The organism is Aminobacter sp. GW821-FHT11F06, from assembly GCF_058808215.1.
Genome location: NZ_JBXARL010000004.1, coordinates 408,040 through 424,486, shown reverse-complemented (window position 1 = coordinate 424,486; position 16,447 = coordinate 408,040). Strand labels below are relative to the sequence as shown.

Here is a 16,447-nt window from a genome sequence, read left to right as displayed (position 1 = left end):
TGTCAAAGCCAAATCCCCGGCAAGGGCAATGGGGGATGACCCTTATCGCAATCGATGCTACGACACCGCCGCAATCATTGGGAAAGCCCGGTTTTCTTGGGCGATCCGCACGAGGAACCACCATGTCGCATCAAGCTGTGCCACAGCCGGCCGTCGCCCGGAAGTCGAAATCTCTGTCTGGAACCGCTCGCGTGCCCGGCGACAAGTCGATTTCGCATCGCTCCTTCATGTTCGGCGGCCTTGCGTCGGGCGAAACTCGCATCACGGGCCTGCTTGAAGGCGAAGACGTGATGCGCACCGGCGACGCGATGAAGGCCATGGGCGCGCATATCGAAAAGCGCAATGGCGAATGGATCATCCAGGGCACCGGCAACGGCGCCCTGTTGCAGGCCGAAGCACCGCTCGACTTCGGCAATGCCGGCACCGGCTCGCGCCTGACCATGGGTCTTGTCGGCACCTATGACATGGAAACCACCTTCATCGGCGACGATTCGCTGTCGGGCAGGCCGATGGGTCGCGTGCTCGATCCGCTGCGCCAGATGGGCGTTCAGGTCATCAATGCCGCTCCCGGCGACCGTATGCCGCTGACGTTGCGCGGCCCACGCCAGGCAACGCCCATCACCTATCGCGTGCCCATGGCATCCGCCCAGGTCAAGTCGGCGGTCCTGCTCGCCGGCCTCAACACGCCTGGCATCACCACCGTCATCGAACCTGTGATGACGCGCGACCACACCGAAAAGATGCTCAAGGGGTTTGGCGCCAACATCGAGGTCCAGACCGACGAACAGGGCGTGCGCCACATCTTCATCGAAGGCCAGGGCAAGCTCGCCGGCCAGATCATCGCCGTGCCGGGCGATCCATCCTCGGCCGGCTTCCCGCTGGTCGCGGCCCTGATCGTGCCGGGCTCTGACATCACCATCGAAAACGTGCTGATGAACCCGACCCGCACCGGCCTGATCACCACGCTGATCGAAATGGGTGGCAAGATCGACATCCTCAACCCGCGCAATGCCGGCGGCGAGGATGTCGCGGACCTGCGCGTGCGCGGCTCCGAGCTCAAGGGTGTTGTGGTCCCGGCCGAACGCGCGCCCTCGATGATCGACGAATATCCCGTGCTCGCGGTCGCCGCCTGTTTTGCCGAAGGCGAAACGCTGATGCAGGGGCTGGAGGAGCTGCGCGTCAAGGAATCCGACCGTCTCGCGGCCGTGGCACGCGGGCTCGAAGCCAATGGCGCCGATTGCACCGAAGGCGAGACCACGCTTTCCGTCCGCGGCGTTCCTGGCGGCAAGGGCCTTGGTGGTGGCACAGTCAAAACCCATCTCGACCACCGCATCGCCATGAGCTTCCTTGTCATGGGGCTGGCTTCGGAAAAAGCTGTTACCGTCGACGACCAGGCGATGATCGCGACGAGCTTTCCGGAATTCATGGGCCTGATGGGCAATCTGGGGGCGGAGATCGAATAGGGCGGGCCTCTGTCAGCGCTTGAGCTCGCAGCCGATCTGTCATAGCAATGTTGCCATTATGTTCTTTTCCCTAGAAGCTAGGTGGGGCTATGGGCAACGACATTGAGGGACCTGTTCGTCTGGTCGAGGACGCGGAATCTGGCGACCGCTTTCTCGTCTACGACTCAGACAAAGGCCTTCGCCTCGACATTCGCTACGAAGGCGAAACGCTCTGGATGACTCAAGCGCAGATCGCGCAGCTTTTTGGCGTCGATCGTTCGGTTGTTACCAAACATTTGTCGAATGTATTTGCCGAGGGCGAGCTGGAGCCTGAGGCAACGAGTGCAAAAATTGCACAAGTTCGCCAGGAGGGCGGGCGAAAGGTCGAGCGACAAATCGAGCACTATAACTTGGACGCGGTAATATCCGTCGGCTACCGCGTCTCGTCTGCTCAAGCCACCCTTTTCCGGCGCTGGGCAACCGGGATTCTCGTCCAGTTTGCGAAAAAAGGGTTTGTCGTCGACGCCCCTCGCCTCAAGCAACCCGAAGCCAGGGGCCGGGTCGCTGAACTTCGGGAAATCATCCGCGACATCCGGTCCGACGAGACCAATGTCTATCGGGAACTGCGCGCGATTTGCGCCATGTGCCAGGATTATGATGGCAACACGGACGCAGCCCGGGAGTTTTATCAAAGAACCCAAGCCAAGCTTGTGTTTGCTGTGACGTCCCACACGCCGGCGGAAATCGTCGCGACGAGAGCCGATCACAATGCCGTCAATATGGGCCTCACGGCATGGCAGGGCGACAACATCCGGAAGTCTGACGTAACCGTTTCCAAGAACTATCTCGCCGAGGCCGAAATCAGGGAGCTGAACCGGCTGACAACGATACTCCTCGACATTTTTGAGGATCAGCTCGATCTCGGGCGGCTTGTCGTCATGCTGGACGCGCAGAATCTGCTGGACAGGCAGCTTGCCAATCTGGGTCGAAACGTGCTGCGAACGGGTGGGTCGGTAAAAACCTCGGCAGCCAGGCAAATCGCCGAAACCGAGTACGAGAAATTCGATCAGTCGCGGAAAGTAACGCGCCAGGAAGAAGCGGACGAGACAATCGCCGCCCTGGTCAAACAAGCAAAAGGCTTGCCAAAGACACCGAAGCGCTAGCACCTGAGGCCGGCAACAAAAAATCGAAGGAACGCACCATGACCAGCAAAGTAGCGATGATCGTCGGCGGGGGCAGCGGCATGGGTGCTGCGGCGGCACGCAAGCTGGCAGCCGACGGCTATGCCGTGGCCGTCATGTCCTCATCCGGCAAGGGCGAAGCGCTGGGCAAGGAGCTCGGCGGCCTCGGCTTTACCGGCTCCAACCAGTCGAACGAGGAGTTGAAGCGTTTCGTCGACCTCACCTTGGAAAAGTGGGGCCGCATCGATGTGCTGGTCAATGGTGCAGGTCACGGCCCGCGCGCGCCGCTGCTGGAGATCACCGACGAGCAGTGGCACACCGGCTTCGACGTCTATTTCATGAATGTCGCACGCGCGGTGCGGCTCGTCGCACCGGTCATGGTCGCCCAGAAGGGCGGCGCCATCGTCAACATCTCGACAGCCTGGGTCAGCGAACCGGCGGCGATGTTCCCGACGTCGGCGGTCGCGCGCGCCGGCCTTGCCGCCTATGTCAAGCTTTTCGCCGATCAGTACGCTCCGCATAATGTCCGCATGAACAATGTGCTGCCGGGCTGGATCGACAGCTTGCCGCAGACCGACGAGCGCCGCGCCGGCGTGCCGATGCAGCGTTACGGCACGTCGGAAGAGATCGCCGCGACGATCGCCTTCCTGGCCTCGGAGGGTGCTGCCTACATCACGGGCCAGAACCTGCGGGTCGACGGCGGCTTGATGCGCAGCATCTGACGAGGAACCCGCGCGAAAAATGCCTACCTCCATCACTATAGCCATCGACGGCCCCGCGGGTGCGGGCAAAGGCACTCTGGCCCGTCGGCTCGCCGATTATTACCACCTCGCTTTGCTCGACACCGGGCTCACCTACCGCGCGGTGGCCCAGATGCTGATCGAAAAGGGCTGGCCGCTCGACGACGTTGCGCACGCCATCGAGGCGGCCAAGCTCGTCGACCTTAGCCATCTCGACCGCAAGGTGCTTTCGGCGCATGCCGTCGGCGAAGCAGCATCCAAGGTTGCCGTCATTCCCGAGGTACGAAAAATCCTTGTCGAAAAGCAGCGCCAGTTCGCGCGTTCGCCGCAAGGGGCGGTGCTCGACGGCCGCGACATCGGCACTGTTGTCTGCCCCGACGCGGACGTGAAGCTTTATGTCACGGCCAGTGCCGAGGTCCGCGCCCAGCGTCGTTTGGCCGAAATCGAGGCCAATGGCGGAACCGCCGATTTCGCCGGCATCCTGGCCGATATCGTGCGTCGCGACGAGCGTGACAGCGGCCGCGCCGACTCGCCACTCAGGCCCGCTAACAACGCGCACTTGCTCGACACGTCAGAAATGGATATAGAAGCCGCGTTTTCCGCAGCCAAAGACATCGTCGATCGGGTCCTTGGAAGTTGAAGATACGGCTGAAGTCGCAAGGTTTCGCCACTTAACCGACCTGCCAGCATTCTTCTTGCGCCGATTTGCCGCTTTGGGCGGCCAAGGGCTTCCAGCCCGGGGTGTCGGCAGGCCAACGCAACACCAACCCACGGCGCCGCTCCCGCTAGCCGGGACGCACCAGGAGATCTAATGTCACAAGCTAATCCCTCCCGCGACGATTTCGCGAGCCTGCTCGAAGAGTCCTTCTCGGACGGTCATTCGGGCGAAGGCCAGGTCGTCAAGGGTATCGTTACGGCCATCGAAAAAGACATGGCCATCATCGACGTCGGCCTGAAGGTCGAAGGTCGCGTGCCGCTGAAGGAATTCGGCGCCAAGGCCAAGGACGGCCAGCTCAAGGTCGGCGACACCGTCGAAGTCTATGTCGAGCGCATCGAAAACGCGCTTGGCGAAGCCATGCTGTCGCGCGACAAGGCTCGCCGCGAAGAGAGCTGGGTCAAGCTCGAAGAGAAGTTCACCAAGGGTGAGCGCGTCGAAGGCGTCATCTTCAACCAGGTCAAGGGCGGCTTCACCGTCGATCTCGACGGCGCTGTTGCCTTCCTGCCGCGTTCGCAGGTCGACATCCGTCCGATCCGCGACGTCACCCCGCTCATGCACAACCCGCAGCCCTTCGAGATCCTCAAGATGGATCGCCGTCGTGGCAACATCGTTGTGTCGCGCCGCACCGTGCTTGAAGAGAGCCGTGCCGAGCAGCGTTCGGAAATCGTGCAGAACCTCGAAGAGGGCCAGGTTGTCGAAGGCGTGGTCAAGAACATCACCGACTACGGTGCGTTCGTCGACCTCGGCGGCATCGACGGCCTGCTGCACGTCACCGACATGGCCTGGCGCCGCGTCAACCATCCGACCGAAATCCTCAACATCGGTCAGACGGTCAAGGTGCAGATCATCCGCATCAACCAGGAAACCCACCGTATCTCGCTCGGCATGAAGCAGCTCGAGAGCGATCCGTGGTCGGACATCGGCACCAAGTTCCCGATCGGCAAGAAGATCACCGGCACCGTCACGAACATCACCGACTACGGTGCGTTCGTCGAACTCGAGCCGGGCATCGAAGGCCTCATCCACGTTTCGGAAATGTCGTGGACCAAGAAGAACGTGCACCCCGGCAAGATCCTGTCGACCACCCAGCAGGTCGACGTGGTTGTGCTCGAGGTCGATCCGGCCAAGCGCCGCATCTCGCTCGGCCTCAAGCAGACGCTCGAGAATCCTTGGGAAGCTTTCGCCCGTAACCACCCGGCCGGCAGCGAAGTCGAAGGCGAAGTCAAGAACAAGACCGAATTCGGCCTGTTCATCGGCCTCGACGGCGACGTCGACGGCATGGTGCACCTGTCCGACCTCGACTGGAACCGTCCGGGCGAGCAGGTCATCGAAGAGTACAACCGTGGCGACATGGTCAAGGCTCAGGTGCTCGACGTCGACATCGACAAGGAACGCATCTCGCTCGGCATCAAGCAGCTCGGCCGCGACACCGTCGTCGAAGCCGCGACCTCTGGCGAACTGCGCAAGAACGCCGTCGTCACCTGCGAAGTCACCGGCATCAAGGATGGTGGCCTCGAAGTCCGTCTCGTCGAGAGCGGCATCGAGACCTTCATCAAGCGTTCGGACCTGTCGCGTGACCGTGACGAGCAGCGCCCAGAGCGCTTCGTCGTCGGCCAGAAGGTAGACGCCCGCATCATCGCCTTCGACAAGAAGACCCGCAAGCTGCAGGTCTCGATCAAGGCGCTGGAAATCGCTGAAGAGAAGGAAGCAGTCGCTCAGTACGGCTCGACCGACTCCGGCGCTTCGCTCGGCGACATCCTGGGCGCAGCCCTGAAGAACCGCAACAACTGAGCCAACCGCTCATTGTCGTGAACTGAAAACCCCGCCGGAGCGATCCGGCGGGGTTTTTTCTTGGGCGCAGCGCGATCAGAACCACAGCCCTGCCGATGATAATTGGCACGGGGGGAAGTCGACCGGTTCTCGGCATCCCCCATCAGCGCTATAATCCTTTGTCGGGCGGGCCGTCAGCCTCCAAAGGAGGGCCACGTTATGAACGGATCTGACACTTCGCGTCCAAGCTTAGTCACGCTCGACCGCCGGCGCTTTCTCGCGGTCGCAGCCGCCCTTGTCGCTGCTGGCGTCCTGCCTGCCCGGGCACTTGCGCTCGCCGGGCCTTACAGCTTCAAGCAGGGCGCGCTCGACATCACGGTGGTCAGCGACGGCCACCTGGTGTTTCCGACCAGCATCCTCGCGCCCGACGCCCCACCTGACGCGCTCAAGCAGCTTTTGGACGCCGCAGGCATCACCGGCACCGATATCAAGCCCGACACCAACGTCACTCTGATCCGCTCGGGAGCCGACACGATCCTGTTCGACACGGGCTCCGGCGCGAACTTCCAGCCCACGGCAGGCAAGCTGGTTGAAAATCTCGCTTTGGCGGGCGTCAAACCCGACGCCATCACCAAGGTCGTGTTTACCCACGCGCATCCCGACCACATCTGGGGAACGCTCGGCACGGGCGGGAACCTTACCTTCCCGAAGGCCGCCTACTATGCCGCCGCCGCGGAGTGGAATTTCTGGATGGACAAGGACCTTGTCACGAAGGTGCCCGAGGGGATGCAGCCCTTCGTTACCGGCGCGCAGAAGAATCTCACGGCCGTGAAGGACAAGGTGACGATGTTCAAGCCTGGTGACGAGGTCCACGCCGGCATCAAGGTGCTCGACACGCCCGGCCATACACCTGGCCACGTCTCGTTCGAGGTGCCTGGCGATGAAATGCTCATCATCGTCGGCGACGCCGTCGTTGCGGTACCGATCGCATTCCCGCATCCCGAATGGCGCTTCGGCTTCGACACCATTCCCGACCTTGCCATCCAGACCCGCAAGACGTTCCTCGACCGGGCCGCCACCGACAAGATCAAGATGCTCGGTTTCCACTGGCCTTATCCGGGCATCGGCTATGCCGAGAAGAAAGGCACGGGCTATGCGTATGTAGCCGCAAGCTAAAGCGTCGCCTCATGGCCTGCGCGGTGCTACCGACAGGCCATGAGTGATGCCGGAAAGCTACAGCACCGCCACCGAATAGACACAAGCCTGCCCCGTTGGGCTCTTCCGCGATTGCCGTCGCGGAAATTTGCTGATCATTAGTCTTGGACCCTGCCCGCGTTCAGAGCCAGATCATGCCCAAGTTGCGTTTCCTGACGGTTGTTATGGTGTTTCTGGTTCTTTCAGGCTGCGCCGGCCGAGCTGTGCTCGGCCTCGGCGACGGCAAGGAAGGCGAATCAGCTGCAGTCGTGCCGATCTTCGTGTCGACGATGCGCGAACGGTCGAACGACCTGGCGCTGCCATATTCTTCGGCGCGGGCGAAAACGCTCAATTTTGCCAAGTTCGAGATCGGCATCCCCAAGACCCACGTCGCGGGCCAGGTCGAAAAGAGCGACCGCGCGCCAGATCCGGCGCGCCATTTCCTCGCCCGCAGCTTCCAGCCACTCGACGGCAAGCAGCAGTTCATCGACGCGCTTGACGCGGCACTGGCGAAGCGGCCTGAAAACGAGCGCGAAATCGCCATTTTCGTCCACGGCTACAACAACAATTTCGCCGACAGCGTCTTCCGCAACGCACAAATCATGAACGACTACCACGTCAAGGCGGTGGCACTGCATTACGCCTGGCCGTCGGGCGGTTCGCTGCCGCTCTACGTCTATGATCGCGACAGTGCCGCCTACAGCCGCGACGGGCTTGCCGAAACCATCGAGATCGCCACCCGCACCAAGGCCAAGCGAATCATCCTGCTGGGTCATTCGATGGGAACCTATGTCGTCATGGAGGCGCTGCGCAGCCTGGCACTCAGTGGCCGTGGCCAATACATCAAGCGACTCGATGGTGTCATCCTGGCCGCACCCGACATCGACATCGATGTGTTCCAGAGCCAGGTGCGCGACATCCGCAAGCTTCCCAAGCCCTTCACCATTCTGGTGTCGCGCAAGGACAAGGCGCTCGGCGTCTCGGGCACGTTGACCGGCGGTCACCCGCGTGTCGGCAGCGGCGCTGACATCAAGGCGCTGCAGGAAGAGAACATCACGGTCCTGGATACGTCCGACCTCGACGGTGGCGCCCATGACGTCTTCGCCAGTTCGCCGACGCTGATGGCGCTGGCTGCCAGCGGCGCCCTGAACCGCGATATCGGCGTCCGCGGCGAAGGCGCCCAGGCCGAAACCCTTCTCGCCGACAGCACCAACATCCTCACCGGCGCCGCCTCGCTGGTGATCTACCTGCCGGCGAAGCTGCTTGGCGTGCCGAATGGCGGGCTGGCGCGCTAAGCGCGTCCGTAAATTGCCGCCACCGTGCCGCTGGTGACCAGGTTGGCGGGCGACGCAAGATGCGCGATGGCCTCCGCCGCCGCTTCCAGGCTAACCCATTTGGAGAAATCCGCCTTGGGCATGTCGTTGCGGTTCGCTTGCGTGTCGAGCGTCGACGGCGCAACCGCATTGACCAGAATGTCGGCGCCCTTCAGTTCCTCGGCCAGGGCCAAAGTCAGCGCCGCAACGGCGGCCTTGCTCGCCGCATAAGCGACCATGCCGCCGCCCTTGCGCGGTTCGATGCCGGCGCGCGCCGAGACGTTGACGATGCGGCCGCCGCCCTTGCCGGCAAGCATCGAGCGGGCCGCGGCACGGCAGCAGAGAAAGGCGGTCTTTGCGTTGATGTCCATCATCTTGCCGAACTGGTCAGGATCGACAGTCCCGATCGGCGCCATGTCGAAGCCGCCGGCCGAATGGATCGAGGCCCACAGGCCGGGAATGGCGTCGTAAAAGGCGTCGACGGCGCTCGCGTCCGTCAGGTCCACGCCGGCGGCGATATGGACGCGGTCGTGACCGGCAAATTCGAAACCGTCAGGCGCTTTCGGCCGGCTGACAGGCAAGTGGCAGACAGCACCTTCGCCAAGCAAAAGCCTGGTGACCGCAGCCCCCAGCGAACCGGTTGCGCCAGTGACAACCACATGCCGGCCTTCGAAACTTTTCGTCATGCTCGCCTCCCGCGACTGGCCGCGAAGCGCGGCCTATTCGACGGTAATTTCTATCAGACAGGGCTTTCCCGTCGAGCGTGCTTTCTTCAATGCGTCGCCGAGTGCGCCAATATCCTGCAACCGCTCAGCCCGGAGCCCGTAGGCCTGGGCGATGAGTGAAAAGTCCGGCGGCACAGGCGACACGCCGACCGGCTCGACGCCGGCGTCGAGCATCGAGGTCTCGATCTCGCGATAGCCGCGATTGTTCCACACGACGAAGATCACGGGCGCATCTGCATCGAGTGCTGCCCCCAGTTCCGGCAGCGTGAACTGGAAACCGCCATCGCCGCTCAGGCAAACGACAGGCGCGTTGGGCACAGCAAGCGCGGCTCCGATCGCCGCCGGCGGGCCGTAGCCAAGCGCGCCATAGCCGGTCGCGGCGTTGAACCAGCCACCTGGACGGTCATGGTCGTAATAGAGATTGGCGGCATAGACCGGCTGGGTGGAATCGCCGACGATGATCGCGCCGGGTAGCGCATCCCGGATCGCCTCGACAGCCCTGACCTGGTCGCGCATGACTGGGCCGATTTCTTCCCATGCAGCCTCCCGTACTGCCTTGGCGCGGGATGCGCCTTCGGCCGAGCGCCTCTCGTTGCCAAAGTCAGCGTTGAGCCTCTCAAGAGCAGCGCCGGCATTGGCCATGATCGAAACGGCGGCAGGCCGCCGGCCAAGCTGCAAAGCGTCGATATCGATGCGGATCAGATTCTTCGGCAGCACGAAGCCGCCATCGCCATACATGTCGTAGTCGGTCGGGCCGAACTCGGTGCCTGCGGCGACCACCAGATCGGCCTCGGCGATCAGCGACCGCACCGCTTTCAGGCTGGGGCTCGCCGGCACGTTCAACGGGTGAGCGTGCATCAGCCCACGGCCGTTGGCCGTGGTCACGACAGGCGCGTCGAGCTTTTCGGCCAGCGCGAGAAGTGCGGCCCCGGCGCGTTTCGCGCCACCACCGGCCAGGATCAACGGCCGCCTCGCCGCACGGATCAAGCCTAGCGCTTCGGCAATCGCCGCTTCATCGGGAATCTGCGCGATCGCGCGCCTTGGCAATGGTTTCAGCCCACCCGCCGGTCTGCCCATCACATCGAGCGGGATTTCGATATGCACCGGGCCGGGCCGCCGCGTCGCGAAAATCTCGAAGGCGTCGGCAATCGCACCGGGCAGCTCCGCTGCCTCAGTCACGCGTCGCGACGACAGCGCCACCTTTGCCATCATGCCCAGTTGATCAGGCAGTTCGTGCAGATAGCCGAGCCCCTTGCCCAGCGTCGGCATCGCGTTGACGCCTGAAATCACCAGCATCGGCACGGAGTCTGCCCGTGCCTGGGCCATCGCCGTGATCGTGTTGGTCAGCCCCGGCCCGGTGATGACGAAAGCGACGCCAGGCTTGCCCGAGGCGCGGGCATAACCGTCGGCCATGAAGCCGGCACCCTGCTCGTGGCGCGGCGTGATGTGGCGGATCTTCGACCGCGCCAGCCCGCGATAGAGCTCGATTGTGTGCACGCCCGGTATGCCGAAGACGGTATCAACGCCATGCGCCTCGAGCAATGCGATGAGAGCTTCGCCGATCGTCGTCATGCCATTTCCTCTTGCCGCAATCTCAAGCCGAGTATGGCTTCGACCGAGCTTATGCCGATCTCGGCCAGTTCGCCGTTCTCGAACATGTCGCCGGCCAGGCAGCCCTCGACCCATAGCCCGTCAATGATGGCATTGATGGCGATGGCGTGCCTGCGCAACTCGCCTTGGCTCGCCAGCCGCCCCACACCTGAGAACACCTCGGCGACCAGCCCCTCGACCTCATCGCGGAAACCGAGATAACCGGCGCGGTGGGCCGCCCCCAACGCGGGGTCCGAACCCGCCCGGCCGATAAAGCTCGCCCAGATCGAGAAGGTCCTGACATCGATGACTGGCGGCACCAGGCTTGCCTCGACGAAGGCCGCAAGCCGCCGGCGCGGATCCTGCTCGACAGTTGCCAGTGACGTCTTCGCAAGCTCGGTCATGCGTCCCATGATCGTTGCATAAGCCGCCTGCAGTAGCTCTTCCTTGCCGGGAAAATAGTGCCGGATCAGCCCGGCGGTCACGCCGGCGCGCAAGGCGATCGCCCTGACTGTGGCACCTTGCAGCCCGTGCTCGGCGACGCAGTCGAGCGTCGCTTCGATCAGGTCCTGCCGCCGGCGCTCCTCGCCTTCGCGGCGGAATTTTCGCCGGCCGGCGATCGTCACCGCCACGGGTTCGGGCATGGGGCCACGCCTTCCGGAAAAATCGTCAAAGTCGGATCGTGGCAATATTTATACACTTGCATAACAACGTCGCAAGTGCCGTAATGGGCACATAAGAAGCGGGAATGGTGCCGTTGACGCCGCAAGGCTTGAGGGTCCATCTTCACCGCCAGGGGACATCGCGACGCGACCATGAGCAGCCGATTGCACGCTGACGGGAAAACGTTCACGCACTGGGGCCATCGCTGATGGCTGCGGTTGATGCAGCCCAGCGCCCTGCCTCAACCGACGGCGTCGCCGCCGAAGCCATCCATGTCGAGAACCTGCACAAGAAGTTCGGCCAGCTGCATGTGCTGAAAGGCGTGTCGCTGTCGGCGCGTGACGGCGAGGTGGTGGCGATCATCGGCGGCTCGGGCTCGGGCAAGTCGACGCTGCTGCGCTGCATCAACTGCCTGGAAAACCCCACCAGCGGCATCATCCGCGTCAATGGCGAGCAGATAAGGCTCAAGCCGAACGGCCTGGGCGACAGCGTGCCGGCCGACCGGCGCCAGATCGAGCGCATCCGCTCTCGCCTTGGCATGGTGTTTCAGAGCTTCAATCTGTGGAGCCATATGACGCTGATCGAAAACGTCATCGAGGTGCCGGTTCACGTGCTGGGCATCAAGCGCGCTGATGCCATTGTCGAAGCGGAAAAACTTCTGGAGCGCGTCGGCCTCGCCGAAAAGCGCGATGTCTATCCCGCCTATCTCTCAGGTGGCCAGCAGCAGCGCGCCGCGATCGCGCGTGCGCTCGCGGTCCAACCGCGCGTCATGCTGTTCGACGAGCCGACCTCGGCACTCGATCCCGAACTTGTCGGCGAGGTGCTCAAGGTGATCGGCGACCTCGCGCGCGAGGGCCGCACCATGGTGCTGGTGACGCATGAGATGAAGTTCGCCCGCGAGGTGGCAACGCATGTGATCTATCTCTGGAACGGTGTGGTCGAAGAAGAAGGCCCACCCGACCAGATTTTCGGCGCTCCCAAATCGGAGCGCCTCAAGCAATTCATCCGCAGCATCGGATAGCGCGGACGAAATCAGGGGAACATCCGAAACAACGAAAACGGGAGTGACAGCATGAAAGCACTGCTTGCAACAGCGGCCCTGGCCTTGGTCCTTGGCTTGAGCGCGGGAAACGCCAGCGCCGAGGCGATCAAGGTCGGCATGGCGCCCGAGCCCTATCCGCCTTTCGAGTCGCCCGATGCCTCCGGCAAATGGGGCGGTTGGGAGATCGACATCATCGACGCGCTCTGCGCCGAAGCCAAGCTTGAGTGCACCGTCACCATGACCGCCTGGGATGGGCTCATTCCGGCGCTCAATTCCAAGAAGATCGACGCCATCATCAACTCGATGTCGATCACCGACGAGCGCAAGAAGTCGATCGACTTCTCCGACAAGTATTACAACACGCCCACCGGCATCATCGGCGCCAAGGACGCCAAGTTCGATGCCACGCCCGAAGGGCTGAAAGGCAAGATCATCGGCGTGCAGGTTTCGACCGTGCACGAGGCCTATGCCAAGAAGCACTTCGGCGAAGGTGCTGCCGAGATCAAGATCTACCAGACGCAAGACGAGGCGCAGGCGGACCTTGCTGCCGGCCGCGTCGACGCGGTGCAGGCGGATTCGCTGTCGCTCAAGACCTACCTTGCTAGCGATGCGGGCAAGGCCTGCTGCGACATGAAAGGCGACGTCGCCGAAGACCTCGAAGTGCTCGGACCGGGCGTCGGCGTGGGCCTGCGCAAGGGCGACGACGCGCTGAAGGAAAAGTTCAACGCCGCCATCAAGGCCATCCGCGCCAACGGCAAATATGCCGAGATCACCAAGAAGTATTTCGACTTCGATATCTACGGCAAGTGAGCGGGGCGCTCCGATCCGGCCCTGCGCCAGCGCCGGGTCGGGTGCGACGCCGACGCCCTCCCTCCCCCTTGTGGGGAGGGATACAGGGTGGGGGTCCATGGCCGCTCGCCAGCTACAAATCTCAGTTCCTCAAGGCAGCAAGCCACCCCCACCCCTAGCCCCTCCCCACAAGGGGGAGGGGAATATCCGCAGCTCTCATAAGGAACAGGCCGATCGAGAACCTCCTGAACCCGCTGCTGCAATCGGGCACGGTCGAGCTGCTATCGATCTCGCCGCCAGGCTGGGGCGCCAATCTGCTGCGCGGGCTCGCCAATTCCGTCCAGATCGCCCTTGGCGCTTTTGGCCTTGGTCTGGCGATTGGAATCGCCGGTGCCTGGGGCAAGCTCTATGGCAGCCCGGTGGTGCGCGACCTGATGGAGATCTACACCACGGTCGTGCGTGCCGTGCCCGAGCTGGTGCTGATCCTTTTGCTCTATTACGCAGGCACCGACCTCATCAACCGCGCGCTCGACAGCTTCGGCTACGCGCCGATCGACATATCAGGCCTTGTCGCCGGCATTTGCGTGCTCGGCGTCGTCCAGGGTGCCTATGCCACCGAGGTCATCCGCGGCGCCATCCTTGCCATCCCGCAAGGCCAGATCGAGGCTGCCCGCGCCTATGGCATGGCGCCCGGCAAGATGCTGCGCCGCATCACCTTGCCGGCGATGCTGCCCTTCGCCATTCCCGGCCTCGCCAATCTCTGGCTGATCGCCACCAAGGACACGGCACTTCTGGCCGTCGTCGGCTTCAACGAACTGACCCAGGAAACCCGCCAGGCGGGTGCGACGACCAAAGCCTATTTCACCTTCTTCGTCGCCGCCGGCGTGCTCTATCTGCTGCTCACACTGTTCTCCAACGTCATCATCGGCCGCGTCGAGCGCTGGGCCAGGCGTGGCATGCCGCCAGTGACGGAGACCGGCCAATGAGTGCTGCCGCTCCCGCCGAAGTAATACCCGCCGTACGCTCCGAATGGCTGCAGCCGCACCGCATCGTGCTGATCGCCATCGCCGCCGCCCTCGTGCTCTCGGCCATCTTGTTCATGCGCTGGGACTGGCTGCCCAACTATTACGACCTGGCGCTGCTCGGTCTCTGGCGCACCATCTGGATCCTGGCCGTCACCTGCACGCTCGGCTTCATGCTCGCCATTCCGCTCGGGCTTGCCCAGGCCGCCGGCCCGTTCTGGCTCGCCTGGCCGGCCAAGGCGTTCTGCACCGTCATCCGCGGCACCCCGCTGCTGCTCCAGCTGTGGCTGCTCTACTACGGGCTCGGTTCGCTGTTTCCGCAATTTCCCTGGATCAGGCAGTCCGAACTGTGGCCGATCCTGAGGCAGGCATGGCCTTATGCCGTCGTGGCGCTGACCCTGTCTTATGCCGCCTATGAGGGCGAGGTGATGCGCGGTGCGTTTGCCGGCGTGCCGAGAGGCCAATTGGAGGCCGCCCGCGCCTTCGGCATGAGCCCCTGGAAACGTTTCGGCCGCATCTGGCTGCCGCAGGCGGTCAGCCGCGCTCTGCCGACATTGGCCGGCGAAACCGTGCTCCAGCTCAAGGCGACGCCGCTTGTCGCCACCATCACCGTCATCGACATCTATGCCGTCGCTTCGCGTGTCCGTCAGGACACGTTCATCGTCTACGAGCCGCTCTTGCTGCTCGCGCTTATCTATCTGATCATCACCGGCATTCTCGTCTTCGCCTTCCGAAAACTGGAGGCGCGGATTCCGGCCAGACTGGGATAACGCCCATGCCGCATACCAAGACTGCCACGCTCAGCCTCGACGAGGCGCGCTCGTTGTGCATCTCCGCCGCCATCGGTGCCGGCGCCAGCGAAGAAACGGCGCGTTCCATCGCCCTTGCCGCCGTCGCCGCCGAGGCCGACGGCCAGCCGAGCGTCGGGCTTTCGCACTATATCGATTATCTCGAAGCCCTCGAAGCCGGCCGCATCGACGGCAAGGCAGAACCCGTCATCCACCGGCCGGCATTGGCGATCTACCTGTCGGACGGGCAAGGCGGGGCCGCCCATACCGGTTTCGACCGCAGCTTCGACGACATCGCCAAGGCGGCACGATTGTTCGGTGTCACCGTCTTCTCTCAGAAAAATGCCTATACCTGCGGCGCGCTCGGCTATTTCACCGGCCGCCTAGCCGAAGCCGGCTTGGTGGCGCTGGCCGCGACCAATGGGCCGGCATTGGTCGCCGGCTCCGGTTCGACCAAGCCAGTGTTTTGCACCAACCCGATATCGCTGGCGGCTCCTGTTATCGACGGCCCGCCGCTGATCATCGACCAGTCGTCGAGTGCTACGGCCTTCGTCAATGTCCGCAAGGCAGCACATGCCGGCGAGGCCATCCCCGAGGGATGGGCGCTCGATGCCAAAGGCAACCCCACCACCGACGCCAAGAAGGCGATGAAAGGCGTACTGCTGGCCTTCGGCGGCGCGCGCGGCGCCAACATCGCCCTGATGGTCGAGGTGCTTGCCGCCGGTGTCTCGGGCGCCAACTGGTCGCTCGACGCCCCGTCGATCACAGAAGGCCATCAGTCGCCCGGCACCGGCCTGTTCGTGGTGGCGCTCGACCCAAAGCTGTTCGATCCCGGCTTCGATATCCGCATGCGCGTCCAGCTCGACCGGCTGTCAGGCCGCTACGGCGTCCACATCCCCGGCCCGGCAAAAGCCGCGGCGCGCGCCCGATCGGAGATGGAGGGCATCACGGTTCCGGCCTCGGTACACGCGCGTATCGCCGAGTTTTCGGGGCGGAACGAGGGTTGACGGCGGAATGCGGTCTCCTTTTCGAGACCATCATGTCCGTGACCGTCGCGGCAGTTCCAGCCTCACGGCATGGATCCCCGTGACCCTCCGCGGCCTGCGCCGCTACGGGCACGAGGATGACGGTTGAAAGGGCGGCCCCGCCAACCTCCCCACGCCGCAACCAACCAATCAGTGGTCCTGCCAAATCTCCAGCGTTTGCGATTGGGTACGGCATCAACTCATCCGTCATCCTCGGGTCGAAGCGCGAGCGCAGCGAGCGGCGTAGACCCCGGGGATCCATGCCGTGACGTTTGTGAGATAAACGGCGGCTCAGAACAGCCCAGCCAAGTTTTTCTCACTCCCATCCCCCGCGCCGCAACCAAGTCATCGGTAGTCCAGCCAATCTCCTGTGTTTGCGATTGGGTACGGCATCAACTCATCCGTCATCCTCGGGTCGAAGCGCGAGCGCAGCGAGCGGCGCAGA

15 protein-coding genes are annotated in these 16,447 nt (G+C 63.5%); 12 read left to right on the top strand and 3 right to left on the bottom strand.

What is annotated here, in order from left to right:
- Positions 1 to 122: 122 nt before the first annotated feature.
- From aroA to AC1RTB_RS13435, 7 genes are all read left to right on the top strand, one after another.
- Entirely contained in the window at positions 123 to 1,463 is a 1,341-nt protein-coding gene (aroA, locus tag AC1RTB_RS13465) for a 3-phosphoshikimate 1-carboxyvinyltransferase (protein ID WP_492878295.1), read from the top strand.
- A gap of 89 nt (positions 1,464 to 1,552) precedes the next feature.
- Complete coding sequence (gene rhuM / locus AC1RTB_RS13460; RefSeq protein ID WP_492878297.1) at positions 1,553 to 2,605, top strand: RhuM family protein; 1,053 nt, start codon at positions 1,553 to 1,555, stop codon at positions 2,603 to 2,605.
- A 38-nt stretch (positions 2,606 to 2,643) separates the two neighbouring features.
- Positions 2,644 to 3,345, top strand: coding sequence for an SDR family oxidoreductase (locus AC1RTB_RS13455; protein WP_492878299.1), 702 nt, complete (start codon positions 2,644 to 2,646; stop codon positions 3,343 to 3,345).
- A 19-nt stretch (positions 3,346 to 3,364) separates the two neighbouring features.
- On the top strand, positions 3,365 to 4,003 hold the full coding sequence (gene cmk / locus AC1RTB_RS13450; RefSeq protein WP_492878302.1) for a (d)CMP kinase: 639 nt from the start codon (positions 3,365 to 3,367) through the stop codon (positions 4,001 to 4,003).
- 171 nt (positions 4,004 to 4,174) lie between these two features.
- Positions 4,175 to 5,872 carry a 30S ribosomal protein S1 gene (gene rpsA, locus AC1RTB_RS13445; RefSeq protein WP_492878304.1) on the top strand — a complete coding sequence of 566 codons (1,698 nt, stop codon included), beginning with the start codon at positions 4,175 to 4,177 and terminating at the stop codon, positions 5,870 to 5,872.
- A 198-nt stretch (positions 5,873 to 6,070) separates the two neighbouring features.
- Entirely contained in the window at positions 6,071 to 7,027 is a 957-nt protein-coding gene (locus tag AC1RTB_RS13440) for an MBL fold metallo-hydrolase (protein ID WP_492878305.1), read from the top strand.
- 173 nt (positions 7,028 to 7,200) lie between these two features.
- Entirely contained in the window at positions 7,201 to 8,340 is a 1,140-nt protein-coding gene (locus AC1RTB_RS13435; protein WP_492878307.1) for an alpha/beta hydrolase, read from the top strand.
- On the opposite strand, the gene AC1RTB_RS13430 is transcribed toward AC1RTB_RS13435, so the two are convergent.
- The 3 genes from AC1RTB_RS13430 to AC1RTB_RS13420 are packed head-to-tail and all read right to left on the bottom strand — an operon-like array spanning position 8,337 to position 11,317.
- A complete protein-coding gene (locus AC1RTB_RS13430; protein ID WP_492878309.1) occupies positions 8,337 to 9,044 on the bottom strand; it encodes an SDR family NAD(P)-dependent oxidoreductase in 708 nt (235 codons plus the stop codon). The genes AC1RTB_RS13435 and AC1RTB_RS13430 overlap by 4 nt on opposite strands.
- A gap of 33 nt (positions 9,045 to 9,077) precedes the next feature.
- Positions 9,078 to 10,655: a 5-guanidino-2-oxopentanoate decarboxylase gene (locus AC1RTB_RS13425; protein WP_492878311.1), complete on the bottom strand. Its 1,578-nt coding sequence runs from the start codon at positions 10,653 to 10,655 to the stop codon at positions 9,078 to 9,080.
- Positions 10,652 to 11,317 (bottom strand): TetR family transcriptional regulator C-terminal domain-containing protein, encoded by a 666-nt coding sequence (locus AC1RTB_RS13420; RefSeq protein ID WP_492878313.1) that lies wholly within the window; start codon positions 11,315 to 11,317, stop codon positions 10,652 to 10,654. Before AC1RTB_RS13420 ends, AC1RTB_RS13425 begins: the two co-directional genes overlap by 4 nt.
- A 227-nt stretch (positions 11,318 to 11,544) precedes the next feature.
- Here AC1RTB_RS13420 and AC1RTB_RS13415 point away from each other — a divergent pair, with 227 nt between their 5' ends.
- The 5 genes from AC1RTB_RS13415 to AC1RTB_RS13395 all read left to right on the top strand — a co-directional run bounded on the left by AC1RTB_RS13415 (position 11,545) and on the right by AC1RTB_RS13395 (position 15,984).
- Positions 11,545 to 12,357, top strand: a complete 813-nt coding sequence (locus tag AC1RTB_RS13415; protein WP_492878314.1) for an ABC transporter ATP-binding protein — start codon at positions 11,545 to 11,547, stop codon at positions 12,355 to 12,357.
- 51 nt (positions 12,358 to 12,408) lie between these two features.
- Positions 12,409 to 13,188 (top strand): transporter substrate-binding domain-containing protein, encoded by a 780-nt coding sequence (locus AC1RTB_RS13410; RefSeq protein ID WP_492878316.1) that lies wholly within the window; start codon positions 12,409 to 12,411, stop codon positions 13,186 to 13,188.
- A gap of 236 nt (positions 13,189 to 13,424) precedes the next feature.
- A complete protein-coding gene (locus tag AC1RTB_RS13405) occupies positions 13,425 to 14,153 on the top strand; it encodes an ABC transporter permease (RefSeq protein ID WP_492879004.1) in 729 nt (242 codons plus the stop codon).
- Positions 14,150 to 14,959, top strand: coding sequence for an ABC transporter permease (locus tag AC1RTB_RS13400; protein WP_492878318.1), 810 nt, complete (start codon positions 14,150 to 14,152; stop codon positions 14,957 to 14,959). Before AC1RTB_RS13405 ends, AC1RTB_RS13400 begins: the two co-directional genes overlap by 4 nt.
- 5 nt (positions 14,960 to 14,964) lie before the next feature.
- Positions 14,965 to 15,984, top strand: coding sequence for an Ldh family oxidoreductase (locus tag AC1RTB_RS13395; protein WP_492878319.1), 1,020 nt, complete (start codon positions 14,965 to 14,967; stop codon positions 15,982 to 15,984).
- The last annotated feature ends 463 nt before the right edge of the window (positions 15,985 to 16,447 follow it).